The organism is Nonomuraea antri (assembly GCF_013283785.1).
In the GTDB taxonomy this organism is placed as follows: domain Bacteria; phylum Actinomycetota; class Actinomycetes; order Streptosporangiales; family Streptosporangiaceae; genus Nonomuraea; species Nonomuraea antri.
The window spans coordinates 18,038-42,083 of sequence record NZ_JABCPZ010000081.1; the positions used below are offsets into that span (position 1 = coordinate 18,038).

The following is a 24,046-nucleotide window of genomic DNA, read 5'->3' on the forward strand; positions in this document are numbered from 1 at the left end:
CATGCTGGACGCGACGACCGTCACCCCGCAGGTGGCGCAGGCGAGCTTCCGGACGTTGATGAGCTCCTTCCCGACCGGGGTCACCGTGGTCACGGCGATCGGCGCTGACGGCGTGCCGAAGGGGCTGACCTGCACCTCGCTCACCAGCGTGAGCCTCGAACCGCCCATGCTGCTGGTGTGCCTGGACGCACGCAGCGGCACGCTGTCGGCGATCGAATCCGCGGGCAGCTTCGCGGTGAACCTGCTGCACGCCCGAGGCCAGCGCGCCGCCGAACTGTTCGCGTCCAGGACTCCCGACAGGTTCACCCGGATCCCGTGGCGGCCGTCGGGCATGGTGGGGGCGCCGTGGCTGGTGGAGGACGCGTTCGCCGTCGCGGAATGCGTGGTGGAAAGCGTGCGCACCGCAGGCGACCACGTAGTTGTTTTCGGCCAGATAACCGACATAGATCTCGTTTCCGATGTTCCTCTCATGTATGGCCATCGCCGCTTCAGCGCCTGGCTTCCCGGGCCTGTGCCGTTGTAGCGGGCCACAATGCCGCGCCGCCAGGAAATGTCCTGGCGGCGCGGCTTTTCCGGCCCACGGGAGCACCGATAAGCGGCCAATGGCGAACCGATAACGGCCTTGGACACGCTGGACATCAGATGGAGTGCGTCCGCGACGGCGGGCCTGGCAGATGGGCGTCGGTTTGATGGGGATCAACGTGCAAGCCCTGGACAGCATCCACGGCAGGTCCGTTGCCGGAATGCGGGTGGGGCTGGAAGTACGTGACCAGAGCTGGTCGATCGTCGCCAAGGCCAAGACGGACCGGAGGGGGAGCGTCCGCGAGTGGGACGCGCACCGGCTGCCGCGTGGCCTGTACCGCGTCGTCTTCGACAGCGACCACTATTTCGCCGGCCTGGGCCTGACCGCCGCCTATCCCGAGATCAACGTGTTGTTTCGCATCTGCGACGAAGGTGACTCCTACCGGATCCATGTCCTGATCTCGCCGTACTCCTATTCGATCTTCTGCGGCTCGCAGGACTGAGGGGAAGGAACCACCACCGATGATGCTGAGGGAACGAGACGAGGCGCTGGACGTCCTCCGGGGGCATCTCGCCGACGCACGGTCGGGACGGGGCCGGGTGGCCCTGGTGAGCGGCGCGGTCGGCGTGGGCAAGAGCGCCCTGCTGTCCGAGTTCGCCGAGCAGGTGGTGGAACTGGGTGCGGTCGCGGTCATCGCGACCTGCTCACGGCTGGAGAGCGACCTGCGGCTCGGCGTCATGGGCCAGCTGATCCAGGACGCCCCGCTGACGGAGGAGGAGCTCGGCCGCGCCATGGCGCTGCTGGCCGAGGGCGGGGAGGAGCCGGGGGAGCCGATCGACGCCCACCTCGTGCACGCCTTGGGCTCGGTGCTGCTGCAGCTGTCGGAGCGCTGCCCGGTGGCCCTGATCGTGGACGACGTGCAACACGCCGACCGCGCCTCCCTGGTCTGCCTGGCGTATCTGGCGCGGCGGGCCAGGTTCGCCCGCGTCGCCGCCGTCTTCGGGCAGAACGACCACGGCGGCGGCGGCGAGCGCCTGCTGGAGAGCGAACTGCTGCGCCAGCAGCACTCCCGCCGGGTCCACCTGACCACCCTGTCGGAGGAGGGCGCGCTGGCCATGGCCGTCGACGCGTTCGGCCGGCGCACCGCCGAACGGTTCTCCGCGGAATGGCACGCGCTCACCGGCGGCAACCCGCTGCTGCTGACCGCGCTGATCCAGGACCATCAGGCGCGGCGCGCCCAGAAGACGGCCACCTCGCTGATCCCCGAGGGCTGGTACGGCAGGGCCGTCCTGTCGTGCCTGCGCCGGGGTGAGCCGCGCCTGCTGCCCGCCGCCCGCGGCCTGGCCGTGCTCGGCGGCGCCGACCAGCTCGACCGGCTGCTCGGCGCCGGTCAGGAGGACGTGGCCGCCGCCCTGGCGGGGCTGACCGAGGCGGGACTGGTCGTGGACGGCCGGCTCAGGACGGAGACGGCGGGCGCGGCGATCCTGGCCGCGATGAGCGACGAGGAGCGGATGCGGCTGCACCACCAGGCGGCGCTGCTGGTCTACGAGCGGGGCGCGCCCCCGGCGGAGGTGGCCGCCCATCTGCTCCGGGCCGACCGGGTCGACGCGCCCTGGGTGGTCTCCGTCCTGGAGGACACGGCCAGGCACGCGCTGCGCGAAGGCAAGGTGGATCAGGCCGTGTCGTGCCTGAGACTGGCCTGGGACGAGTGCGCCGACGAGCACGAACGCACCAAGATCGCCACCATGCTGGTCAGGGCCGAGTGGCGGATCAACCCGTCGGCTCCCGCGGAACGGCTGGCCGAGCTCACCGACGCGCTCCAGCGCGGATACCTGCGCGGCGGCGACGCCGTGGTGCTGGCCCGGGCGCTGTTGTGGCACGGGCGGACCGACGAGGCCCAGGACGTGCTCCAGCACGCCGGCCGCGACGTCGGGACGGACCCGGAGACGGCCGCCGAGCTCCTGGTCATCTCCCCATGGCTGCGGGTCACCCATCCCGAGGTGCGCGTGCCGGACCTGCCCGTGACGGAGGTGCCGTCGGTGTCGGCCGACCGCCGGCTGAAGGCCACGCTCATGCTGGCCCACGTCCTGTCGGAAGGGCCGGCGGAGCCCACCGTCAGAGCCGTCGAGCAGATCCTGCGCGGCAGCCACCTGGACGAGATGTCCATGGACACCGTGGAGAGCGCCCTGCTCGCCCTCACCTTCGGCGAACGCCCTGACCGGGCGGCCCCCTGGTGCGAGGCCTTCATCGAGGAGGCCTCGACCAGGAACGCGCCCAGCCGTCAGGCCAGGCTGGCGGCCATCAGGTCGGAGATCGCGGTTCGCCAGGGCGACATGCCCACCGCCCTGCGGCACGCCCGCGCGGCTCTGGCCGCCATGCCCCTGACGAGCTGGGGCGTCACCGCGGGCGGCCCGCTGAGCAGCCTCATCCAGGCGGCCACGGCCATGGGCGAGTACGACGTGGTCCACGACCAGCTCGACCAGGTGGTGCTCACCTCGATGTTCGACACCAGGTACGGGCTGGCGTACCTGTACGCGCGCGGCCGGTTCTGCCTGGCCACCGGCCATCCGGCGCTGGCGCTGCGCGACCTGGGGCGCTGCGGGGAGTTGATGGGTGAGTGGGGGCTGGACGTGCCGGGCTTCCTGCCCTGGCGGGTCGAGGCCGCCGAGGCCTGCCTGCGCCTGGATCGCGAGGAGGAGGCCGCCAGGCTCATCGCCGACCAGCTCAGGCGCTGCACCCCGGCGACGCCCAGGGCGCACGGCATGGCAATGCGCGTGCTCGCCGCCGTCGGTGAGCCGCGGCACCGGCCGATGTTGCTGCGCCGGGCCGTCGACCTGCTCCAGCGCGCGGGAGACGGCTACGAGCTGGCCAGAGTGCTGGCGGACCTGGCCACCGCCTACCGCGAGCTGGGCGAGTTCCGCCGGGCCGGCATGATCACGGTGTGGGCGCAGTCCGTGGCCCACGGCTGCGCGGCCGCGCCCCTGCTGGCGGCGCTCTCGGCGGACGACGTCGCGGCCCGGCCGCACGGCACGGAGACAGGCGTCCACGGCCGGGCCGCCGAACTGCTGAGCGAGGCCGAACAGCGGGTGGCCGTGCTGGCCGCGACAGGCCACACCAACCAGGAGATCGCGGCCAGGCTCTACCTCACGGTGAGCACCGTCGAGCAGCACCTGACCCGCACCTACCGCAAGCTCGGCATCGCCCGGCGGGTCGAGTTGCCCGCCACCCTCGACCTGAGGCCGCCGCGTGCCGCCGATTCCGGTGGCGCGGGAGCCCGCCAGGGGCGAGGGCCGCGGCGCGGCGACCGTGCCGTGCCGGAAACCCGCTCCGCTGAGGAGGGCACATGAACAGGACGGACGATCTCACCGCCCCTTCGGCGGCGGACCTGCCGCCGGAGACCATGCGAGGCCGGGTGGAGGAGCTGGCGCTGGTCCGGGAGTGCGCGCAGCAGGGGCTCGACCCGCAGGCCACCGCCAGGCAGCACGCCAAGGGCAAGCTCACCCCGCGCGAACGCCTGGACATCCTGCTGGACCAGGGCACCTTCGCCGAGATCGAGACGTTCCGCAGGCACCGCGCCACCGGATTCGGGCTGGAACATCGCCGCCCGCACACCGACGGCGTGGTCGCCGGCTGGGGGCTCGTCCACGGACGTGAGGTGATGGTGTACGCCCACGACTTCCGCATCTTCGGCGGCTCGCTCGGCGAGGCGCACGCTGAGAAGATCCACAAGGTCATGGACCTGGCGGAGTCCGCCGGGGTGCCGCTGATCGGGCTCTGCGACGGCGCGGGCGCGCGCATCCAGGAAGGCGTCACCGCCCTGGCCGGCTATGGCGGCATCTTCCAGCGCAACGTCCGCATGTCGGGGGCGGTCCCGCAGGTCAGCGTCATACTCGGGCCCTGCGCGGGCGGCGCGGCCTACTCGCCGGCGCTGACGGACTTCGTCTTCATGGTGCAGGGCACGGCGCAGATGTTCATCACCGGGCCCGACGTGGTGCGGGCCGTCACGGGCGAGGACATCAGCCAGGACGACCTGGGCGGCGCTCGCGTGCACGGCACGCTGTCCGGCGTGGCGGGCTTCGTCTATCCGGACGAGGTGTCGTGCCTTGAGGACGTGCGTTACCTGCTGGCCCTGCTGCCCGCGAACAACCGGGAGCTGCCACCGGTGGTGGCCACCGCCGACCCGGCGCGGCGGCGCTGCGAGTCCCTGCTCGACCTCGTCCCCGCCGACCCCTCCCGCTCCTACGACATGGCCCGGCTGATCGCGGAGATCGTCGACGACGGCGAGTTCTTCGAGTTCCACGCCGGGTGGGCGCAGAACCTGATCTGCGGGCTGGCCACGTTCGACGGCCAGGTGACGGGGATCGTGGCCAACCAGCCCGCCCGGCTGGCCGGGGTGCTGGACATCCACGCCTCGGAGAAGGGCGCCCGCTTCATCCAGATGTGCGATGCGTTCAACATCCCGCTGGTGAGCCTGGTGGACGTGCCCGGCTTCCTGCCCGGGGCCGATCAGGAGCACGGGGGGATCATCAGGCACGGAGCCAAGTTGCTGTACGCCTACTGCGCCGCGACCGTGCCGCGCGTCCAGGTGATCGTCAGGAAGGCGTACGGCGGGGCGTACATCGTCATGGACTCACGCTCCATCGGCGCGGACCTGTCCTACGCCTGGCCGACGAACGAGATCGCGGTCATGGGCGCGGAAGGGGCCGCGAACATCGTCTTCCGCAAGGAGATCGCCGCCGCGGACGACCCGGTGGCGCAGCGGGCGCTGCGCGTGGACGACTACCGCCGCACCCTCATGCATCCCTTCTACGCGGCAGAACGCGGACTGGTCGACGACGTCATCGACCCGGCGGAGACCCGATGGACGCTGGTACGCGCGCTGCGGCTGCTGCGCGCCAAACACGCGCCCGTGGTGGGGCGCAAGCACGGCAACCCGCCGATGTGACGGCGAAGGAGGAGGACGGAGATGACCCTGGCGGACGAAGCACCCCTGGTGATCGCGGGAGATCCGACAGAGGAGGAACTGGAAGCACTCGTACGGGCGTTGCGCCTGGTGGCGGCCGCGAGGCGGGCCGGACGGGCGCGGCACGGACGTCCGGCGCCCGGCTACGCCTCACCCCGCTCCTGGACCTCCAGATCGATTTAACATTCACGGAACAATATTCACCGGCAAACAATTCGTGACCTCAATGCGGTTCTTTTTGTGCTTGTCCTAATCAAACATTGCCCCCAGCATGAGAACGGACGGAGAAGAACTTCCTTGTGATGGCCTGGGGGACGTCCACGTGGATTTCTTTGTGCTGGGAATGTTGGAGGCCGTGCTCGACGGGCGAAGCGTGGCTCTCGGGGGAGTCAGGCAGCAGACCATCCTCGCCGCGCTCCTGCTCGCGCCGACGCGAACGGCGAGCATGGGACGGCTGGTCGAATCACTGTACGGCGACAGTCCGCCGCCGACCGCGCGATCTCAGGTGCAGATCTGCGTGTCCGCGTTGCGCCGGATGTTCGCCGTCCACGGCCTGGCGGATCTCATCTCGACCCAATCGCAGGGCTACACGCTGCAGGTGCCGTACGAGCGGATCGACTGCCACCGGTTCGAGAGCCTGCTCGCCCAGGCCGGGCACGCGAGGGACAGCGGGCGCGGCGAGCGGGCGATCGCGCACTACCGGGCCGCGCTCGGGCTGTGGCGCGGGCCCGCGCTCGAAGGCATCGACAGCAGGCTCGTGCGCTCGGCGGTGAGCAGGCTCACGGAGTCGCGCATCACCGCGAACGAGGAGTGCCTGGAGCTGGAGCTGGCCGCCGGGCGGCATCACGAGCTGGTGGCGGAGCTGACCGGGCTGGTGGCCGAGCACCCCTTGCGCGAGCGCCTGCGCGGCCAGCTCATGCTGGCCCTCTACCGCTCCGGCCGGCGGGACGAGGCGCTACGCGTGTTCACCGACGCGGAACGCACGATGATCGACGAGCTCGGCATCGAGCCCAACGCCCGGCTGAGACAGCTCGAAAGCGCGATCCGGGGCGCCGATCCCGGCCTCGACCTGCGCTCCGCCGCCGTGCTCTCCTCGTCGGCCAGAGTGCCCGCCGCGCCGCGGATGTTGCCGACCGACATCGCCGACTTCACCGGCCGCGAGGGGGAGGTGGAGCGCATCCGGCGGCACGTGCTCGACGGCGACGGCCCGGGGGTGCCCATCATCGCCGTGCTCGGCCCGCCGGGCATCGGCAAGACGTGCGCCGCGGTCCACGCCTCGCACACGGTCGCCGCGCGCTTCCCCGACGGCCAGCTCTTCGCGGACCTGCGGGGCGGCGTCTCCCGTCCGATCAGCCCCATGCGGGTGCTCGAACGCTTCCTGCGCGTGATGGGCGTGCGCGGCACCGCGCAGCCCGACAGCCTGGACGCGCGGGCCGAGATGTTCCGCGCGCTGCTGGGCGACCGCAGAATGCTGATGCTGCTGGACGACGTGAGCAGCGAGAGCCAGATCCTGCCGCTGCTGCCGGTCGACCCGGGCTCGGCCGTCATCATCACCAGCCGCAGCCGCCTGACCGGGCTGCCCGGGGTGGTCCATCTCTCGCTCGACTCCTTCAAACCCCACCAGTCGGTGGAGCTTCTGGCCAGGATCGCGGGCACCAGCCGCATGATCGCCGAGCCGGGGCGGGCGGAGGAGCTGGCCGAACTGTGCGGGCAGCTCCCGCTGGCGCTGCGCATCGCCGGGGTCAGGCTGGCCGCCCGCCCCCACTGGACGATCGGGCAGCTCGCGGACCGGCTGCAGGACGAGACCCGCAGGCTGGACGAGCTCAAGCACGGCGACATGGGCATCAGGCCGAGCATCTCGCTCATGTACGAGTCGGTCAGCGAAGGCGCCCGCCGCCTCTTCCGCCGCCTGGCCATCCTGGACACCCAGGTCTTCTCCGCCTGGATCGCCGCCGCGCTGATGGACCTGCCCTTCGCCGAGGCGCGGGAACTGCTCGACGACCTGATGGACGCGCAACTCGTGGAGCGCGTCGGCACCGGCTCGCACCCCCGGTACCGCTTCCACGACCTCGTCCGGGTCTTCGCCCGCGAGCATCTGGCCGCCGACGAGCCCCCGGGCGAGCGGGCCGACGCCCTGGCCAGGGTCCTCGGCGGCCTGCTGTGCCTGGCGGACGCGGCACGCAGGCACCAGGACACCGGCGAAGCCAGGATCAGCGGCCCCGTCCTGCCGTGGCGGCTGCCCGACGACCTGGTGGAGGAACTCGTCGCCGCGCCGATGTCCTGGTACGAGCGGGAACGCCCGACACTGATCTCCGGGATCAGGCAGGCGGCCCAGGCCGGATTCGTCGAGCTCTGCTGGGGGCTGGCGATCAGCGCGGTGACCCTGTTCGAGTCCAGCGTCTACCTCGACGACTGGCGGGAGACCCACCGGATCGCGCTGGCGGTGACACGGCAGGCCGACGACCGGCGCGGACAGGCCGCCATCCTCTACTCGACGGGTTCGCTGCACCTGACCGAGCGGCGCTTCGACGACGCCAGGCGCGCGTTCGAGTCCGCCGCCGCGCTGTTCGGCGAGGTGGGTGACGACCAGGGCATGGCGCTCGTCGTCAGGAACCTCGGCCTGGTGCACCGGCTGGCCGGACGGCTGGAGGAAGCCGTCCGGCACTACGAGTGGGCGCTGGAGATCTTCAGCGAACTCGGTGACCGGGTCGCCGTCGCCCAGGTGCTGCACGGGGTCGCGGAGCTGGAGCTGGAGGCAGGGGACACGGGCCGGGCGCAGAGCCTGCTGGCCGAGGCGCTGCGGCTGAGCAGGGACACCGGGAACCGGCGGGTGGAGGCCAAGCTCCTGCACCGCATGGGGCAGGCCATGCTGGCGGCGGCCGCCCCGGCCCGGGCGGAGGAGAGCTTCGAGGCCGCCCTGGCCGTCACGCGCGCCATCGGCGACCTGGTCGGCCAGGCCTACGCCCTGCACGGCCTCGGCGAGGCGCGGCTGCGGCTCGGCGAGCCCGCCGCGGCGGGGGCCGCGCTGCGCGAGGCGCTGGACCTCTCCGTCGCCGCCAACGCCTGCTACGCCGAGGCTCGCATCCTGGTCGGCCTGGCCAAGCTGGCGCTGTATGACGAACGGCCGGAAGAGGCGGTCACCCACCTGCGGCGGGCGCTGGCGTTCTTCCGCCGGCTGGACGTGCCGCCGCACGAGGCACGCGTGCTGCTCCTGCTCGGCGAGGCGCATCGGGCGCTGGGGGCGGAGACGGCGGCCCGTGAGGCGCGGGAGCTGGCGGCGCCGCTGCTGGAGAAGCTGGGGCCGCGGGCGGGGCGGCGGCTGCGCAAGGAGATCGACGATCTGCCGGGCAACCCCTATTCCCCTTAATCCGGCTCCCGTGCCTTTTCCCGGTGTGCGCCGCATGCCTACGCTTTTTTTCGGGAATCGGACCGAGGAGCTGACGTGATCAAGGAAATTCTGCCGTCCTCAGTGGTCGCCGTCGACACTTTCGACGACATTCCCCACGCGATGCTGTTCCCCGAAGAAGAAGTGGTGATCGAGCGATCGGTGGAGAAACGCCGCAAGGAGTTCATCACCGCGCGGGCGTGCGCCCGCAGAGCGCTCGGCCTGCTCGGCAGGCCGCCGGCGCCGATCCTGCCCGGGCCGCGGGGCGAGCCCCGCTGGCCGATGGGCGTGGTCGGCAGCATCACGCACTGCGCGGGCTACCGCGGCGTGGTGCTCGGCGAGTCCACCGGCGTCGTCACGATCGGCATCGACGCCGAGCCGGACGAGGAACTGCCGTTCGGGGTGCTGGAGGCCATCGCGCTGCCGGCCGAACTGGCCCAGGTCGACCGGCTGCGGGCGGCGCATCCCGAGGTGTGCTGGGACCGGTTGCTGTTCTGCGCGAAGGAAGCGGTGTACAAGGCGTGGTTCCCGCTGACCAACCGCTGGCTGAGCTTCGAGAACGCGCTGGTCACGCTGGATCCCGCGGGGACGTTCTCCGCCCGCCTGCTCGTCCCCGGCGCCATGGTGGAGGGACAGGTGCTCAAGAGCTTCACCGGGCGCTGGCTGGCCAGGCGGGGCCTGCTGGCGACCGCCATCGTCAGGGCCGCCGGTCGCCGGCCGGGTCATCTCCAAGAGGCCACCCAGTGGTCGGCCCCCAGCAAGTCGGCCGCGAACCGGACGGCGGACTCGGGTGACCGGTCACGCACCACGTCGCTGTAGCCGATCAGCTCCCAGGCCAGATGCCAGGCGTCGGGCCTGGTCAGCGGGGGACGCCGGACGATGAACTCGGCGCTGCAGTCGGTCATGGCCACCAGTTCTGCGCCGTAGCGCTCGTACAGGCGGCGCAGCACCACGGTGTGCTCCACGGGGCTCGGGTAGCGGTTCCAGCCGCCGTAGTTGAGCAGCGCGGGCACCTGCCAGCCCGCATCGACCGGCATCAGCGCCAGGTAGGCCCGGCTGACGCCGCCCAGCAGCGTGGGCGCGAGCGGTTCGAACCCGTCCGGCCGCGACGGAACGCCGGCGACCGGCGGATCCTGGACGTCCCGAACGGGCGGGCCGGGGAAATCCGGCCGGGTGCCATCCGGGTCGCCGTCGCACAGCCGCGCCGCGCGCCGGAGCGTCTCGTGCAGCGGCATGGTGATGTCCGGCAGCGTCCAGTGGAACTCGAGCTGGGCCGGGAACGACTGATCGATCAGCACCGGCCAGCACGACGTGACGGACCGCGCCGCCAGGACCGCGCGGCGCCGCTCGGCGGCGGGCAGGCCGGTCAGCGGCACGCCCGTGACCTCGATGCCCTCCGGCGTGGTGAACAGCGGCCGCGCCTGGTCGAGATCGGCCGTCGTGGGGCGCTCATGAAGAATGCGCATCGGCTCATCATCGCCTTCCTCTGCGGTATTCGCGATAATTCGCGACGATACGCCGGGCGAAATATCAGCTGCACCCCTATTGCCCCCTAGTGCGGGTGCTCGCCCCCTAAAGAATCGCTGAGACATTGAGCCGCCATTTAGCTGCATGGTACGAACTCAAGTGCATATTCGTGCATTTCGCGATTTCGGGCAACCATGCCCGAGGAGGGCTGAACCATCGTGAAACTCAGCTACAGAGCCGGTATCCACTGGCTCGGCGAGGCGGGACCCGCACAGGACCCGTCGGTCGTAGGTGGCAAGGCGGCCACTCTGAGCCGTCTGGCGGCCGGATTCGACGTGCCGCCCGGCTTCGGCGTCGTGGGAGAGTCCGGCGAGTCCGAGCCGGACGAGCACGACATCGCGGCCGCCTACGCGCGGCTCTCACGGCTGCGCGGCCAGGAGGCGGTGCCCGTGGCGGTCCGCTCGTCGGCCATCGACGAGGACGGGGCCCAGGCGTCGTTCGCGGGGCAGAACGAGACGTACCTCAACGTGCGCGGCGCCGAGGCGGTCGTCGCCGCCGTACGCGCCTGCGTCGCCTCCTTCGGTTCCGAGCGCGCGCTCGACTACCGCAGGCAGCACGGTCTCGACGGAGGTTCCGGCCAGTACGCGGTCCTCGTCCAGGAACTCGTGATCGCCGACGTGTCCGGCGTGGCGTTCAGCGTCGACCCGGTCAGCGGCTCGCGCGGCCAGGTCGTCATCAACGCGAGCTGGGGTCTGGGCGAGAGCGTCGTCGGCGGCACCGTCACCCCCGACACCTACGCCTACGACGTCGGCACCGGGGACGTCTCCGTGTCCCCGGCCGACAAGCAGCGCATGACCGTCGCCGTGGCGGGCGGCACCGCCGAGGTCGGCGTGCCCCCGCGGCTGCGCGAGGCGCCCGTGCTGAGCACGGCTCAGGCGGAGACGACCGCGCGGCTGGCACTGGAGCTGGAGAAGACCTGCGGCCACCCGGTGGACATCGAGTTCGCCTGGGCCGGCGGCCGGCTCCACCTCCTGCAGTGCCGTCCCATCACGACGTTGGACACCCCGGCCGGCGGCGTCGGCGCGAAGAACGAGAGCGAGGCGGGAGCATGAGCATCGACCAGGGCCAGGAGCTCGGGCAGAACGACTTCCCCGTCGTCTGGTCCGAACCCGGAGACGAGGCGCTGCAGTGGCGCTTCTTCACCCAGAGCTTCCCCAACCAGGTGCCGCCGCTGGAGTTCGACGTGCTCGTCCGGCGCATCATGAGCGGCGCCGACTACGCGTTCACCGAGCTCAAGGGCTCCTTCCAGGAGACGCTCGCCCGGCGCGTCAACACCTACGTCTACCGCGCCATGGGCCCGGCCCGCCCCGACGCGCCGGAAGACCCCGCGGGAGCGGCGGCGCTGCGTGCGCTGCGGGCCGGCGTGGACGACCTGGCACGGGCCTGGGCCGAGGACTACCTGCCGCAGCTACAGGCGTTCCTCGACGACTTCAGCGGCATCGACGTGACTGGCCTGTCCGACGCCGAGCTGGTGTCGCTGTACGACCGGGCGACCGATCGGCTCACCCGGCTGTGGGAACTGCACTTCATGATCCTCTTTCCCGCCGCGGCGGCGGTCAACGAGTACGACCGCACCTACCGGGAGCTGTTCGGGGAGGAGGACCCGCTGGCGCCGTACCGGCTGCTCAGCGGCCTGCCGAACAAGACCGTCGAGGCGGGCAGGGAGCTGTGGCGGCTGAGCCGGGTGGCCGGCGGCGTGCCCGAGGTGCGCGCGGTGCTGGAGAGCGCGCCGGCCGAGCAGGTCGTCGCGGCGCTGGAGAGGATCGAGGCCGCCAAGGGCTTCCTGGACGAGCTGCGCGCGTTCCTGAACAGGTACGGGCAGCGCGGCGACATGTGCAGCCTGACCGCGGAGAGCTGGGTGGAGAACCCCGTCGGCGTCGTCCGCAACCTCAGCGTCTACCTGCGGCGGCCCGACAGCGCCTCCCCCGAGCACACCCAGGGCGTCGCGGCCGCGGAGCGCGAACTGGCCGTGGCCGAGGCGCGTGAACGGCTCGCCGGGTATCCCCGGCCGGTCGCCGAGCTGTTCGAGCAGCTGCTGGCCGCCGCCCAGGCGGGCAGCGTGCTGACCGAGGACCACACGTTCTACATCGACTACGGCGGCGTCTACCAGATCCGCCGCATCATCCTGGAAATGGGCGGGCGGCTGGTCGCGGCCGGCGCCCTGGACGAGGTCGCGGACGTGTTCCTGCTCGGCTCCGGCGATCTGCGCGCGGCGCTGACCGCACGGGACGGCCTGGACGCGCGCGCGGTGGCCGCCGGGAACGCCGCCGAGATGCGCAGGTTCGCCGGCATCACCCCGGAGCCCGTGATCGGCTCGGACGCGCCGCCGCAGATCACCCCCGCGTTCATGGTCTTCATGGGCAGCCTGGCGGGGATGGCCGCGCCGCCGCCCTGGATGGCCGTGGCCGCCGAGCCCGGCACCCTGCGCGGGACCGCGGGCGCCGCGGGAGTGGTGCGCGGGATCGCGCGGATCGTGCACACCCTGGAGGAGTCCGGCCGGCTCGGCCCGGGAGAGATCCTGGTCGCGCCGACCACCGCGCCCCCGTGGACGCCGTTGTTCGCCATCGCCGGCGGCGTCATCACCGACACCGGCGGCGTGCTGTCGCACTGCGCGGTCGTCGCCAGGGAGTACGGAGTGCCCACCGTGGTCGGCGCCGCGGGAGCGACGCAGACCATCAAGGACGGCCAGCTGGTGGAGCTCGACGGCGGCACCGGCATCGTGAGGCTGCTGGAGGAGACGTGACCGGTGCAGGCGTGGCGCGCCTGCCGTTGATCATGGCCAGCGTCATGCTGGCCATCCTCATCGGCCCACTCAACTCCACCATGATCGCCGTGGCGCTGCCCGCCGTTTCGCACGACCTGCACCTGCCGTACGGTGGCGAGAACGCGCTGGTCACCGTCTATCTGATCGCCATGTCGTGCCTGCTGCCCATCGCGGGGAAGCTGGGCGACCGCTACGGCCGCAGGCAGACCATACTGGCCGGACTCGCGCTGTTCTTCCTCGCCTCGCTGGGCGGGACGATCGCCGGCAACCTGCCCCTGCTCGTCGCCTTCCGCGCGCTGCAGGCGGCCGGTGGCGCGCTGCTGCTGCCCAACGGCATGGCGCTGCTGCGCGACGTCGTACCGCCGGAGCGGCTGGGCAAGACGCTCGGCCTGGTGGGCGTGTCCGCGCCGCTGGCGGCGGCGGCCGGGCCGACCCTGGGCAGCATGCTCCTGGGGCTCACCGGCTGGCGCGGGGTGTTCGGGGTGAACCTGGTGCTGCTGCTGGTGCCCGTGGCGGCCGGATGGCTGATCCTGCCGCGCGGCGCGCCACGCCGGGCCGTGGGCGGCTTCGACGCGCTCGGCTCGCTGCTGCTGTGCGGGGTGCTGGTGACCTTCACCGAACTGCTCGGACTGCCGGGCTCCGGCCTGGCCGTCGCCGGCTGGGCGGTCGCGTTCGCGGTGACGCTGACGTTGTTCCTGATCAGGGTGCACCGCCACCCCGATCCCGTCGTCGCGCCGCGGCTGTTCCGCAGTCCGGGCTTCACCGCCGCCTCGATCGGCACCCTGCTCAGCAACGTCGTCATGTACGGCGCCCTGCTCGCGCTGCCGTCGCTGATGGCCCAGCGCTGGGCGCCCACCACGACCGGAGCCGTGCTGTCGGCGATGCTGGCCGCGGTGGCGCTGCTGACTCCGCTCGGCGGCTGGCTGGTCGACCGCTTCGAGCCGCGCCTGATGGCCACGGCGGGTTTCGTCGTGGCCGGTGCGAGCCTGGCGCCGATCTGCTTCGCCGGGGCCGCGCTGACGCCGCTGCAGCTCAGCCTCTGCCTGGCGGCCTGCGGCATCGGGCTCGGCCTGGCCAACCCGGCGCTGCAGCTCGTCTCGATCAGGGCCGTGGACCCGGCGGAGACCGGCATGGCGGGCGGAGTGGGCGCCACGGCCCGCTACCTGGGCAGCATCACCTGCTCCGCGCTGCTCGCCGGGCCGCTCGCGGCGGCCGTGCACCAGGGCGGCTTCGGCCCGCCTTTCTTGACCTTCACCGCCGCCGCGCTCCTGGGCACGGCGGCCATGGCACTCACCTATCGGAGGACGCGAATGGAGCCTGAGCCGGCACACGTACGTTCTGGAGGATCGAATGAAGTACGAGATTCTGGGTGAGATCAGGGTGACCGGGGCGGGCGGCAGGTGCGCGCTCCGGGCCAAGAAGGTCGAGGACCTGCTGGTCATACTGCTGGCCAAGGCCGGCCAGCTGCTGACCACCGACCAGCTCGTGAACGCGATCTGGGGTGACGCCCCGCCCAAGCGGGCCAACGCCGCCCTGTACGTCTACATCTCCCAGCTCCGCAAGCTGCTGCACGATCCGGCCAGCGGCGACAATCCCATAGAGACCCGGCCGCGCGGCTACACGCTGCGGGTGGAACCGGGCGAGCTCGACGCCGAGCGCTTCGTCTCGCTGTTCAAGCACGCGCAGGAGCTGCACAGGACCCGCAGTTACGGCCCGGCCGCCGCGGCCATGAACAGCGCGCTGAAGTTGTGGCGCGGCCCGGCGTTCGGCGGGGTGGTCGACTCTCCCATCGTCTACTCCTACGCCACCATGCTGGAGGAGAGCCGGCTGGACTGCCTGGAGCTGCTGATGGAGACGGAGCTGCTGTTCGGCAGACACCGGGAGATCATCGGCCGGCTGTCGGCGCTGACGAACGAGCACGCCCTGCGCGAGACCTTCTACCAGTACCTGATGACCGCCCTGCACCGGTCCGACCGCAGGGCGGAGGCGCTGGAGATCTATCGCCTGGCGCGGCGGCGGCTCAGGGACGAGATCGGCATCGAGCCGTGCCGCTCCCTGCAGGAGCTGCACCAGCGCATACTGAACGACGAAACCACGGTGGCGGTGTGAGATGACGATGACGGACACCGAGGCGGGCGTCTGGTTCCGGCGGTTCCACGGGGGCTCGCCGGGCACGGTACGTCTGGTCTGCCTGCCGCACGCCGGCGGCTCGGCCCCGTTCTTCCGCCCGCTGTCGGCGGCCTTGCCACCGGAGATCGAGACGTACTGCGTGCAGTACCCGGGCAGGCAGGACCGCCACCTCGAAGAGCCGCTCCACGACCTCGGGGAGCTGGCCGATCGGATCGCGGACGTGCTCGCGCCCTGGGCCGGAGAGCCGTTGGCCCTGTTCGGGCACAGCATGGGGGCCACCATCGCCTACGAGGTGGCACGGCGGCTGGACGGGCCGGTGACACGGCTGTTCTGCTCGGGCCGTTCGGCGCCCAGCGTGCCGCGCGCCGAGCGCGTCCACCTGCGCTCCGACGACGGGCTGCTGGCCGAGGTGCGTGAGCTGAGCGGGACGGACCTGCGCGTGCTGGCCGACGCGGAGATGGTGCGGCTGGTCCTGCCGGCACTGCGTGCCGACTACCGGGCGATCGAGACCTATCGATGGGCCGGTGGACCCGGCCTGACGTGTCCCGTCACGGCCATGGCGGGGGCGGAAGACCCCCGGGTCAAGGTCGATGACGTGGCGCTGTGGGGCGAGCACACGAGCGGGGACTTCGAGCTGCGCGTGTTCGACGGCGGGCACTTCTTCCTGTCCGAGGACTGGGCCGCCGTCGCCGCGCTGGTCGCGGCCCGCCTCGTCCCTCGATCCACGGGGTGAAACCCGAAGCCCGGCGGCGCCTGCGCGCCGCCGGGCTTCTGACTTCACCGCGGGGGTCAGGGCGACAGATGCTCCCACCAGCCGCTCAAGGTGGGCCTGGCGGCCAGCACCCGGAAGTCCGCGCGGATGCCCTGCCGCTTCCACCGGTTCACCAGTTGCATCACCTCCAGCGAGCTCAGGCCCAGCACCACCAGATTGTCGTCGGCGTTCAGGTCGTCGGCGGCCAGCCCCAGGCAGCCAGCCACGGCCAGCCGCACCTCGTCCCTGGTCAGGCCCGCCGCCTCGGAAGCCGGCAGTCCGGTCGTCCGCGCACTCGGCCGCATCATGTCCTCTCCCTGTCCCTGCTCACGTAGCCGGCCAGGGCCTTCCTGTCGACCTTCCCCAGCGGCGTGAGCGGCAGGGACTCGACGATCTCGACCCGGTCGGGCAGTTTGTAGTCGGCCACACCCTTGGCGTGCAGCATGCGCTTGAGTTCCACGGCCGTCGGCGGCGCCCCTCGGGGCACGACGAACGCGCAGCTGCGCTCGCCGAGGAACTCGTCGGGCACGCCGATCACGGCCGTCTCCCGCACCCCCGCGTGTTCGAGCAGATGCGCCTCGATCTCGGCCGGCGAGATCTTGTCACCGCCGCGGATGATGACGTCCTTGGCCCGCCCCTCCACCACCAGCGACCCGTCCGGGGTACGCCGCACGATGTCGCCGGTGCGGTAGAAGCCGTCGGGGGTGAAGGCCGTGGCGTTGTGCTCGGGCGCGCGGAAGTACCCGCGGATCGTGTACGGCCCCCGCACCAGCAGGTGGCCGGGCTCGCCCGGGGGCACCGGGTGGCCGAGGTCGTCCAGGATCCGCACCTCGTCGGTCGGTGACAGCGGCCGTCCCTGGGTGGTGACACGCGTGTGCTCGTCGTCCCTGAGGCCGGAGTACAGCAGCATGCCCTCCGCCATGCCGAAGGACTGGGTGAGCGCGCAGCCCAGCTCCGGGCGTACCCGGGCGGCCAGCTCGGGCGGCAGCGGAGCCCCGCCGACCAGCACGAAACGCAGCGACGACAGGTCGTTGTCCAGATAGGGCAGCTCGTCCAGCCACAGCCGCAGGATGGTCGGAACCAGCGCGGTGAACGTCACCCGCTCCTGCTCGACCAGCCGCAGGCAGTCTTCCGCCACCGGGTCCTCGGCCAGCACCACCGTGCCGCCGGCGTGCAGCGTGCCCAGCACGCCGGGGCAGCCGAGGGACAGGTTGAACTCCACCGGCAGCACGGCCAGATACACATCGTCGGCCGTCACCCCGCACGCGGAGACGCCCGCGCGCAACTGGTAGGCGTAGTCGTCGTGGGTGCGCGGGACGAGTTTGGGCAGCGCGGTCGTGCCCCCGGACAGCAGGAAGAACGCCACGTTCGACGGGTCGAGCTCGGGCAGCGTGACCGGCGCAGGATCGGCGGCGACGTCCCGCAGCGAGACCAGGCCGTCGGCGCGGCCGTGCACGAACAGCAGGCGCAGGCAGTCGTGCTCGCCGGCCATCCGGCGGGCCAGCGCCGGGTAGTCGAAGCCGTCCCGCGACTGCGCCACCACGTAGCCCACGGCCTCCGACGCGGTCACGAGATGGCGCAACTCGGTGTCGCGGTGCGCGGGCAGCGCGAACACCGGGTGCGCGCCCGCCCTGGTCAGAGCGAAGAACACGGCGACGAACTCGGGCACGTTCGGCAGTTGCAGCACGATCCTGTCGCCGGGCTGGACGCCCCTGGCGATGAACCCGGCCGCCAGCCGGTCGGCCCACGCGTCCAGCTCGGCGTAGGAGACGCGCCGGTCGAGGCCGACCAGCGCGGTCCTGTCGCCGTACGAGCGCGCCCAGTCGCGCAGCAGCGAGCCGAGATCCTGCCCTCGCCAGTAGCCGAGCCGGCGATAGACGAGGGCGAAGGAGTCCGGCCACGGCACCACGCCGTCGAGCAGCCCGCTCACAGTGCGCCCTCGATGCGCACCACCGCGGCGCCGGCCTCCATGCCGGAGGTCTTGCTGAGCAGCAGCACGTGGTCGCCGGGGCCGACCTCGCCCGAGCGCAGCAGATGCTCCAGGCCGGCGATCTGGTCGGTCGCCCCCGCGTGGCCGAGCCTGCGGGTGAACTCCCAGGTGCCCTGCTCCTCGCTCACGCCCAGCGGGTCGAGGAAGCCGTGCTTGAGCAGGTCCCAGTTCACCCCGGGGTGTGCGACGCGGGTGATGTCCGCCATGGTCAGCCCGGCCTCGCCGAGCGTGCGGGAGACGACCTCGGTGACGACGTCCCCCGCGTGGCTCATCGGCGGGGTGACGCCCTGCGCCCACTGTTCACGCCAGTACGCCATGCGCCGGTCCAGGTTCAGCGAGACGCCCTGGGTGATGCCGGGCGGGAAGAGCTGCTCGCCGCCGCGGTGCACCTGCTCCATCTCCGGGTCCGACAGTGTTCCCACGGCCAGCAGCCGGGCGAAGCCGCCCCTGCTGGACAGCACCACGGCCGAACCGCCGTCGGCCATGAGGAACACCCCGCCGGAACGCCACCGGTCCAGGTACGGGGTGCCGTAGTTGTCGGCGGCCGTCAGCAGGGCGGCACCGGGGCCGTTACGCGCCAGCAGGGCGGCCGAGGCCAGCTCCATCGAGGACAGGATGCCCAGGCAGCCGTGCCTGACCTCCAGCGCCGGGATCGGGCGGTTGACCGTGTGCCTGAGTATGTAGTGCGGGGCCGACCAGCCGTCGGGGCCCTGGTGGTGCACGATGCTGTGGATCAGCCGGTCGAAGTCGTCGGGATCGTGCTCCGACCGCTTCAGCGCCTCCTCGGCGGCGAACCTGGCCATGTCGGGCGCGGGCACGTCACCGCCCACCGCCACCGAGATCATGCGGCCGGCCTCGCGTTCGGCGGCGCCGTACCAGCCGTTGGCGACCGCGTCCGCGGTGGTGACGCGTTCGGGCAGATAGGTGCCGATGCCGGCGATGAAGATGTTGTCGAGTTTCATGGGTGGTTCTCCAGACTCACGTGTCCTTGCGGAAGACCGAGACGTGCTGGCCGCTCGACTCGCCGAACGGCTCGCCCTGCCACCCCGCCCAGCGCTCGTCGAGCCGCAGGTGGGCCAGCTTGGCCATCAGATCCAGCTCGGACGGCCAGATGTAGCGGAAGGTGAAGTCGTAGGACCGGTCGCCGCTCTCCTCGGCCAGCTCGTATTCGGTGGCGAGCAACTGGCGGACCCGGTCGTGCGCGCTGATGCCCAGCCGCAGCACACTGCCGCCCGACTGGGCCAGGTCCCTGCGCCTGTCGCTCTGCGCGCCCCGGTCGAAACGCGCGATGTCGGGCACGAACGCCTGCACGACCAGCGCTCCGCCCGGCCGCAGCCGCCTGGCGACCTTGCGCAGGCAGCGCACCTGGGCCTCCTGGGTCGCCAGGCAGTACAGCGTGTTGTAGACGACGAACGCGACGTCGTAGGCGCCGGGCACGGCCAGGTCGGCGAAGTCGCCGAGGAACACCTTGATCCGGTCGGCGCCCTCCTTGGCCCGCAGCAGAGCCAGCATCGGCTCCGACGCGTCCACCCCCGTCACGTCGAACCCCTTGGCCGACAGCGGCAGCGCGATGCGCCCGCTGCCCACGCCCAGTTCGAGCAGGCGAGGCCGGCCCCGGCCGGGGGCGACGCGGTCGGCCAGCTCGGCCAGGAACGCGACGACCTGGTCGGCGTCGTCCTGCAGGCCGACGACCCACTGGTCGTAGATCTCCGCGAGCCTGTCATGGCTGTCGTCGAAATGATCGGCCATCCGGAACTCCCGTTGGTTGAAATGGTTCTTTGTCGAAGGCTCACAGGCGGGTCTAAGGCCGGTCTTATGCGGCGCTTGCCCCCACGGCCGGTCAGTGTGGTCAGCGTGGGCTGTGCGCGCCCAGCTCTCCGTCCAGGGCTTCGAACAGCTCCTCGTCGCTGATGGCGGCCAGGTCGTCCGTTTCCGCGTCGCGGTGCGCCGGTCGCCAGCCGCGCAGCAGCGACTCCAGCCGGGCGGCCAGCTCGGCGCGGCGGCCTTCGTCGGCGGCCGAGAACAGCCCGTTCAGCCGGTCCAGCTCGGCGGCGGCCGGATCGTGCTCGGGCACCAGCGCGTCCCGCAGATGCTCGGTCAGCGCGGCGACCGTGGGGTGGTCGAACACGATCGTCGCGGCCAGCTTCAGACCCGTGCCCGTGTTGAGCCGGTTGCGCAGGTCGATCGCGGTGAGCGAGTCGAAGCCCATGGACTCCAGGCTCCGCTGGTCGTCGATCGCCCGCGCGTCGGCGTGCCCCAGGACCCCGGCCACCGCGTCGCGTACCAGCTCGCGCAGTGCGCCGGTCCGCGCCTCCGGCGACAGCCCGGCCAGCCGTGCCACCAGCGTCGCCGGCCCCGCCTGGGCGCCGGCCCGCCTCGGCCGGGCCGGCAGGAGACCGCGCAGGGGGCCGCGCAGGGGACCACTGGCCTCGGCGTCGCGGGCGCGCAGGGCGGGCAGGTCCCACCGTACGGGCAGCACCGCCGCCTCTCCCGCGCCCAGCGCCTCGTCGAAGAGTTCGAGCCCGTCCTCGGCGGTCAGCGGGGCGATGCCGGACCTGGCCAGCCGCTGCAGATCGGCGGCGGACAACGTGCCGGCCATGCCGTCCGCGTCGTCCCACAGGCCCCAGCCGAGCGACAGGGCGGGCAGGCCGCGGGCGTGACGCAGGCCGGCCAGCGCGTCGAGGAAGGCGTTGCCCGCGGCGTAGTTCGCCTGGCCGGCCGTGCCGACGGTGGCGGCGACGGAGGAGAACAGCACGAACGCGCTCAGGTCGCTCGTCAGCTCGTGCAGGTTCCACGCGGCGTCGACCTTCGGCCTGAGCACGGTGTCGAAACGCTCGGGGGTGAGCGCGGTGACCACGCCGTCGTCCAGCACGCCCGCCACGTGCACCACGCCGGTGAGCGGGTGCGCGGACGGAACCGAGGCGAGCAGCCCGGCCAGCGCCTCCCGATCGGCGGCGTCGCAGGCGGCCAGGGTGACCGCCGCGCCCGCCGCCTCCAGCTCGGCCACCAGCTCCCGCGCCCCTGGGGCGTCGGGGCCGCGGCGGCCGGTCAGGAGCAGCCGGCGCACGCCGTGGCGGGTGACGAGGTGACGGGCGACCAGGCGGCCGAGCAGGCCGGTGGCGCCGGTGACCAGGACCGTGCCGGTCGCGGGGAAGAGCGTGCCGGTCGCGGGGATGAGCGTGTCGGTCGCGGGGGAGGGCGTGCCGTCGGCCTGCCGCCCGCGCGGGCCCGGTGACAGCCGGGGGGCCAGCACCGTTCCCGCGCGCAGCGCGAGCTGGTCCTCGTCCGCGGCCAGCGGCAGGCCGCGTGGCGGGGTGTCGTCCAGGTCGAGCAGCGTGATGCGGTCCTCGTGCTCGGCCTGGGCGCTGCGCAGCAGCCCCCACAGGGCGGCGCTCACCGGATCGGGCACATCGCCCGGCACCGCCGCGACACCGCCGCGCGTGAGCACCACCAGCCGGGTCTCGGCGAGCAGCGGATGCCGCAGGTAGTCCTGCAACAGGCCGAGCAGCTTCGACACGGCCGCGCGCACCGCCGCCGGCGGGCTCGCCGCGCCCTCCGGCCCGGGGAGAGACGGCTCGCCGTAAGCCGTCGCGTCGACGACCAGCAGGCCGGGGGCCGGCGTGCCGGTCTCCACCGCCGCGGTGAGCGCCGCCAGGTCGGGGTAACGGTCCTCCGGGCCGAAGTCGCCGACCGGCCGATCGTCGCCGGCGAGCAGCGCCACGCGTCCCACGGGCGCGGCGGACGCTTCGACCGGCGTCCACGCCACCCGGTACAGCCCGCCACCGGCCGTCCGCCGAACCGCGGGCAGGGGCCGCAGCGACAGCGACTCCACCCGCGCGACAGGAGTCCCGTCGGCGTCTTCGAGCAGCAGCCGTACGGTGTCCTCCGCCGCGTTCGGGGTGATCGCGACGCGGGCGTGCGTGACCCCCTCGGCGTGCAGGGTGACGCCGGCCCAGGAGAACGGGATGCGCGCGCCGCCGTCCCGGTCGAGCGCCAGCGGACGCAGGGCCGAGTCGAGCAGCGCCGGATGGATTCCGAAGCCCGCCGTTCTCTCCTCCTCGGGCGCCCGCACCTCGGCGTACAGTTCCTCGCCGCGCCGCCAGGCGGCCACCAGCCCCTGGAAGGCCGGCCCGTAGCCGAGCCCGGCCGCCTCGGCCGCCTGGTCCAGGGCCGCCACGTCGATCGGCTCCGCGTCCTGGGGCGGCCAGACGGAGAACGCGTCCGAGTCGTTCGCCTCCGGCGCCGCCGCGGGGGTCAGCAGGCCGGTGGCGTGCCGGACCCACGGCGAGTCCGGGTCGCGGCGGCTGTGCACGGTGAACGTGTGCCGGTCGGCGTCGTGCCTGACGGCGAGCCTGAGCTGGAGCGCGCCGGTGTCGGCGAGCACGACGGGCTCGTGCAGGGTCAGCTCGTCGATCCTGGGACAGCCGAGACGCCCGCCCGCCCAGGTGGCCAGCTCCGCCAGCGCCGTCCCCGGCAGGACCACGGCGCCGGACACCGTGTGATCGGCGAGCCAGGGGTGGTCGGCGGTCGAGAGCCGGCCCGTGAACAGCACGCCCTCGCCGTCCGGCAGCTCGACCGCCGCGCCGAGCAGCGGGTGCTCGGCGGTCTCCTGGCCTGCGGACTCGACGTCGGCCGCGGACGCGACGGGATCGAGCCAGTAGTGGGCGCGCTGGAAGGGGTACGTCGGCAGCTCGACGAACTCGCGCCGGCCCAGCTCGGACCAGTCGAACGCCTCGCCCACCCGCACCAGCGACAGCGCCGACGACAGCGTGCGGTTCTCCTGATGGCCGGCGCGCAGCACCGACTCGGCCGTGACCTCGCCCTCATCGCCCCTGACCAGCGCCGCGAGCACCGGGTCAGGACCCAGTTCGAGAAAGACCCCGGCGCCCTGCTCGCGCAGGGCCGTGATGCCGTCGTGGAAGCGCACGGCCGCGCGGATGTGCCCGGCCCAGTAGGCCGGCGAGGTCAGCTCGCCCGGTTCCGCGAGGCGGCCCGTGACGTTGGAGACCAGGGGGATGGCCGGCTCGTGGAAGGTCAGTCCGGCCAGCTCCCGTTCGAACTCGGCGAGCACGCCGTCCATGTGCGGCGAGTGGAAGGCGTGGCTGACCTTGAGCCCGCGGGTCTTGACGCCGTCCGCGCGCAGGCGCTCGGCCACCTCCTCCGCCGCGTCGGCGTCGCCGGAGATCACCACGGCCCGCGCGCCGTTCACCGCGGCCAGGTCGAGGCGGCCCGCGTACGCGTCGAGGAGAGGCCGCACCGTCGATTCCGCGGCGCGCACCGCGATCATCGCCCCGCCGGCCGGCGCCGCCTGCATCAGCCGGCCGCGCGCCGCGACCAGGGCGCAGGCGTCGGCGAGCGAGAGCACCCCGGCCGCGTGCGCGGCGCTGACCTCGCCGATGGAGTGGCCGATCAGCGTGGCCGGGGTCACCCCGAGCTGGGTGACCAGCCGGAACATGGCCGTCTGCAGCGCGAAGAGCGCGGCCTGCGTGTAGCGGGTCTCGTGCAGCAACTCGGCGTCCCGCGTGCCGGCCTCGGCGTGCACCACCTCGCGCAACGGCCGGTCGAGATAGGGGTCCAGGTGGGCGCAGACCTCGTCGAAGGCCTCGGCGAAGGCCGGGTGCGCCTGGTACAGCCCGCTGCCCATCCCGGCGCGCTGGCTGCCCTGGCCGGTGAACATGAACACGGGCGCTCCGGCGCCGGCGGACGAGTCCGCGATCTCGCCCGCGGCCACCGCGGCCAGGCCGTCGCGCAGCTCGTCCAGGTCGGAGGCGACGACGGTGGCGCGGTGCTCGAAGACGGTCCTGGTGGTGGCCAGCGACAAGGCGAGCGCGGCGGGGTCGGGCTCGCGGTCCAGCACGCCGAGCAGCCGGGTGGCCTGGGCCCGCAGGGCTTCGGGGGTCTTGGCGGACAGGACGAACGGCATGGGGCGGTCAGGAGCCGCCGGTTCGGTGTTCGTGCTGGTGGTGGGGGGTGGTTCTTCGAGGATGAGGTGGGCGTTGGTGCCGCTGATGCC

General features: G+C 72.6%; 18 protein-coding genes. 12 read left to right on the forward strand and 6 right to left on the reverse strand.

Translation table 11 applies throughout. The features are described from left to right. Position 1 precedes the first annotated feature (1 nt). The 7 genes from HII36_RS25490 to HII36_RS25520 all read left to right on the forward strand — a co-directional run bounded on the left by HII36_RS25490 (position 2) and on the right by HII36_RS25520 (position 9,690). Positions 2-523: a flavin reductase family protein gene (locus tag HII36_RS25490; RefSeq protein WP_173525763.1), complete on the forward strand. Its 522-nt coding sequence runs from the start codon at positions 2-4 to the stop codon at positions 521-523. A 166-nt stretch (positions 524-689) separates the two neighbouring features. Then, positions 690-1,025 carry a hydroxyisourate hydrolase gene (locus tag HII36_RS25495; RefSeq protein WP_173525764.1) on the forward strand — a complete coding sequence of 112 codons (336 nt, stop codon included), beginning with the start codon at positions 690-692 and terminating at the stop codon, positions 1,023-1,025. A gap of 19 nt (positions 1,026-1,044) precedes the next feature. Next, positions 1,045-3,870 (forward strand): AAA family ATPase, encoded by a 2,826-nt coding sequence (locus HII36_RS25500; protein ID WP_173525765.1) that lies wholly within the window; start codon positions 1,045-1,047, stop codon positions 3,868-3,870. Next, the gene (locus HII36_RS25505) at positions 3,867-5,468 is read left to right on the forward strand and encodes an acyl-CoA carboxylase subunit beta (protein WP_173525766.1); all 1,602 of its coding nucleotides are present in this window, start codon (positions 3,867-3,869) and stop codon (positions 5,466-5,468) included. The genes HII36_RS25500 and HII36_RS25505 overlap by 4 nt, the downstream gene beginning before the upstream one ends. Positions 5,469-5,489: 21 nt before the next feature. After that, complete coding sequence (locus HII36_RS25510) at positions 5,490-5,669, forward strand: acyl-CoA carboxylase epsilon subunit (protein WP_173525767.1); 180 nt, start codon at positions 5,490-5,492, stop codon at positions 5,667-5,669. Positions 5,670-5,829: 160 nt separating this feature from the next. Continuing rightward, entirely contained in the window at positions 5,830-8,853 is a 3,024-nt protein-coding gene (locus HII36_RS25515; protein WP_236003861.1) for an AfsR/SARP family transcriptional regulator, read from the forward strand. 75 nt (positions 8,854-8,928) lie between these two features. Then, complete coding sequence (locus HII36_RS25520; protein ID WP_328807884.1) at positions 8,929-9,690, forward strand: 4'-phosphopantetheinyl transferase family protein; 762 nt, start codon at positions 8,929-8,931, stop codon at positions 9,688-9,690. Here the strand turns inward: HII36_RS25520 and HII36_RS25525 are convergent. Continuing rightward, entirely contained in the window at positions 9,594-10,337 is a 744-nt protein-coding gene (locus HII36_RS25525; protein WP_173525769.1) for a DUF4253 domain-containing protein, read from the reverse strand. The genes HII36_RS25520 and HII36_RS25525 overlap by 97 nt on opposite strands. Before the next feature lie 219 nt (positions 10,338-10,556). On the opposite strand from HII36_RS25525, the gene HII36_RS25530 reads away from it, so the two are divergent. The 5 genes from HII36_RS25530 to HII36_RS25550 are packed head-to-tail and all read left to right on the forward strand — an operon-like array spanning position 10,557 to position 16,025. Then, complete coding sequence (locus HII36_RS25530; protein ID WP_173525770.1) at positions 10,557-11,450, forward strand: PEP/pyruvate-binding domain-containing protein; 894 nt, start codon at positions 10,557-10,559, stop codon at positions 11,448-11,450. Continuing rightward, positions 11,447-13,141, forward strand: a complete 1,695-nt coding sequence (locus tag HII36_RS25535; RefSeq protein WP_173525771.1) for a PEP-utilizing enzyme — start codon at positions 11,447-11,449, stop codon at positions 13,139-13,141. Before HII36_RS25530 ends, HII36_RS25535 begins: the two co-directional genes overlap by 4 nt. Continuing rightward, complete coding sequence (locus HII36_RS25540; protein ID WP_173525772.1) at positions 13,138-14,535, forward strand: MFS transporter; 1,398 nt, start codon at positions 13,138-13,140, stop codon at positions 14,533-14,535. Before HII36_RS25535 ends, HII36_RS25540 begins: the two co-directional genes overlap by 4 nt. Beyond that, positions 14,513-15,271 carry an AfsR/SARP family transcriptional regulator gene (locus HII36_RS25545; RefSeq protein WP_173525773.1) on the forward strand — a complete coding sequence of 253 codons (759 nt, stop codon included), beginning with the start codon at positions 14,513-14,515 and terminating at the stop codon, positions 15,269-15,271. Before HII36_RS25540 ends, HII36_RS25545 begins: the two co-directional genes overlap by 23 nt. Before the next feature lie 7 nt (positions 15,272-15,278). Next, on the forward strand, positions 15,279-16,025 hold the full coding sequence (locus HII36_RS25550; RefSeq protein WP_217369950.1) for a thioesterase II family protein: 747 nt from the start codon (positions 15,279-15,281) through the stop codon (positions 16,023-16,025). 56 nt (positions 16,026-16,081) lie between these two features. On the opposite strand, the gene HII36_RS25555 is transcribed toward HII36_RS25550, so the two are convergent. The 5 genes from HII36_RS25555 to HII36_RS25575 form a co-directional block, all read right to left on the reverse strand. Next, positions 16,082-16,351, reverse strand: coding sequence for a phosphopantetheine-binding protein (locus tag HII36_RS25555; protein WP_217369951.1), 270 nt, complete (start codon positions 16,349-16,351; stop codon positions 16,082-16,084). Then, positions 16,348-17,973 carry a (2,3-dihydroxybenzoyl)adenylate synthase gene (locus tag HII36_RS25560; RefSeq protein WP_328807885.1) on the reverse strand — a complete coding sequence of 542 codons (1,626 nt, stop codon included), beginning with the start codon at positions 17,971-17,973 and terminating at the stop codon, positions 16,348-16,350. Before HII36_RS25560 ends, HII36_RS25555 begins: the two co-directional genes overlap by 4 nt. Further along, complete coding sequence (locus tag HII36_RS25565) at positions 17,970-18,995, reverse strand: ketoacyl-ACP synthase III family protein (RefSeq protein ID WP_173525775.1); 1,026 nt, start codon at positions 18,993-18,995, stop codon at positions 17,970-17,972. The genes HII36_RS25560 and HII36_RS25565 overlap by 4 nt, the downstream gene beginning before the upstream one ends. Positions 18,996-19,011: 16 nt before the next feature. After that, positions 19,012-19,782, reverse strand: coding sequence for a class I SAM-dependent methyltransferase (locus HII36_RS25570; protein ID WP_173525776.1), 771 nt, complete (start codon positions 19,780-19,782; stop codon positions 19,012-19,014). A gap of 100 nt (positions 19,783-19,882) precedes the next feature. Continuing rightward, the coding region (locus HII36_RS25575; protein ID WP_173525777.1) for a type I polyketide synthase at positions 19,883-24,046 on the reverse strand (4,164 nt) is incomplete at its 5' end.

Bases quoted from the DNA above. Each gene is read 5' to 3' on its own strand.
- HII36_RS25550 (WP_217369950.1), top strand. From the start codon at position 15,279: ATGACGGACACCGAGGCGGGCGTCTGGTTCCGGCGGTTCCACGGGGGC.
- HII36_RS25500 (WP_173525765.1), top strand. From the start codon at position 1,045: ATGATGCTGAGGGAACGAGACGAGGCGCTGGACGTCCTCCGGGGGCAT.
- HII36_RS25545 (WP_173525773.1), top strand. From the start codon at position 14,513: ATGAAGTACGAGATTCTGGGTGAGATCAGGGTGACCGGGGCGGGCGGC.
- HII36_RS25555 (WP_217369951.1), bottom strand. From the start codon at position 16,351: ATGATGCGGCCGAGTGCGCGGACGACCGGACTGCCGGCTTCCGAGGCG.
- HII36_RS25525 (WP_173525769.1), bottom strand. From the start codon at position 10,337: ATGCGCATTCTTCATGAGCGCCCCACGACGGCCGATCTCGACCAGGCG.
- HII36_RS25535 (WP_173525771.1), top strand. From the start codon at position 11,447: ATGAGCATCGACCAGGGCCAGGAGCTCGGGCAGAACGACTTCCCCGTC.
- HII36_RS25570 (WP_173525776.1), bottom strand. From the start codon at position 19,782: ATGGCCGATCATTTCGACGACAGCCATGACAGGCTCGCGGAGATCTAC.
- HII36_RS25510 (WP_173525767.1), top strand. From the start codon at position 5,490: ATGACCCTGGCGGACGAAGCACCCCTGGTGATCGCGGGAGATCCGACA.
- HII36_RS25565 (WP_173525775.1), bottom strand. From the start codon at position 18,995: ATGAAACTCGACAACATCTTCATCGCCGGCATCGGCACCTATCTGCCC.
- HII36_RS25490 (WP_173525763.1), top strand. From the start codon at position 2: ATGCTGGACGCGACGACCGTCACCCCGCAGGTGGCGCAGGCGAGCTTC.
- HII36_RS25495 (WP_173525764.1), top strand. From the start codon at position 690: ATGGGGATCAACGTGCAAGCCCTGGACAGCATCCACGGCAGGTCCGTT.
- HII36_RS25505 (WP_173525766.1), top strand. From the start codon at position 3,867: ATGAACAGGACGGACGATCTCACCGCCCCTTCGGCGGCGGACCTGCCG.
- HII36_RS25515 (WP_236003861.1), top strand. From the start codon at position 5,830: ATGTTGGAGGCCGTGCTCGACGGGCGAAGCGTGGCTCTCGGGGGAGTC.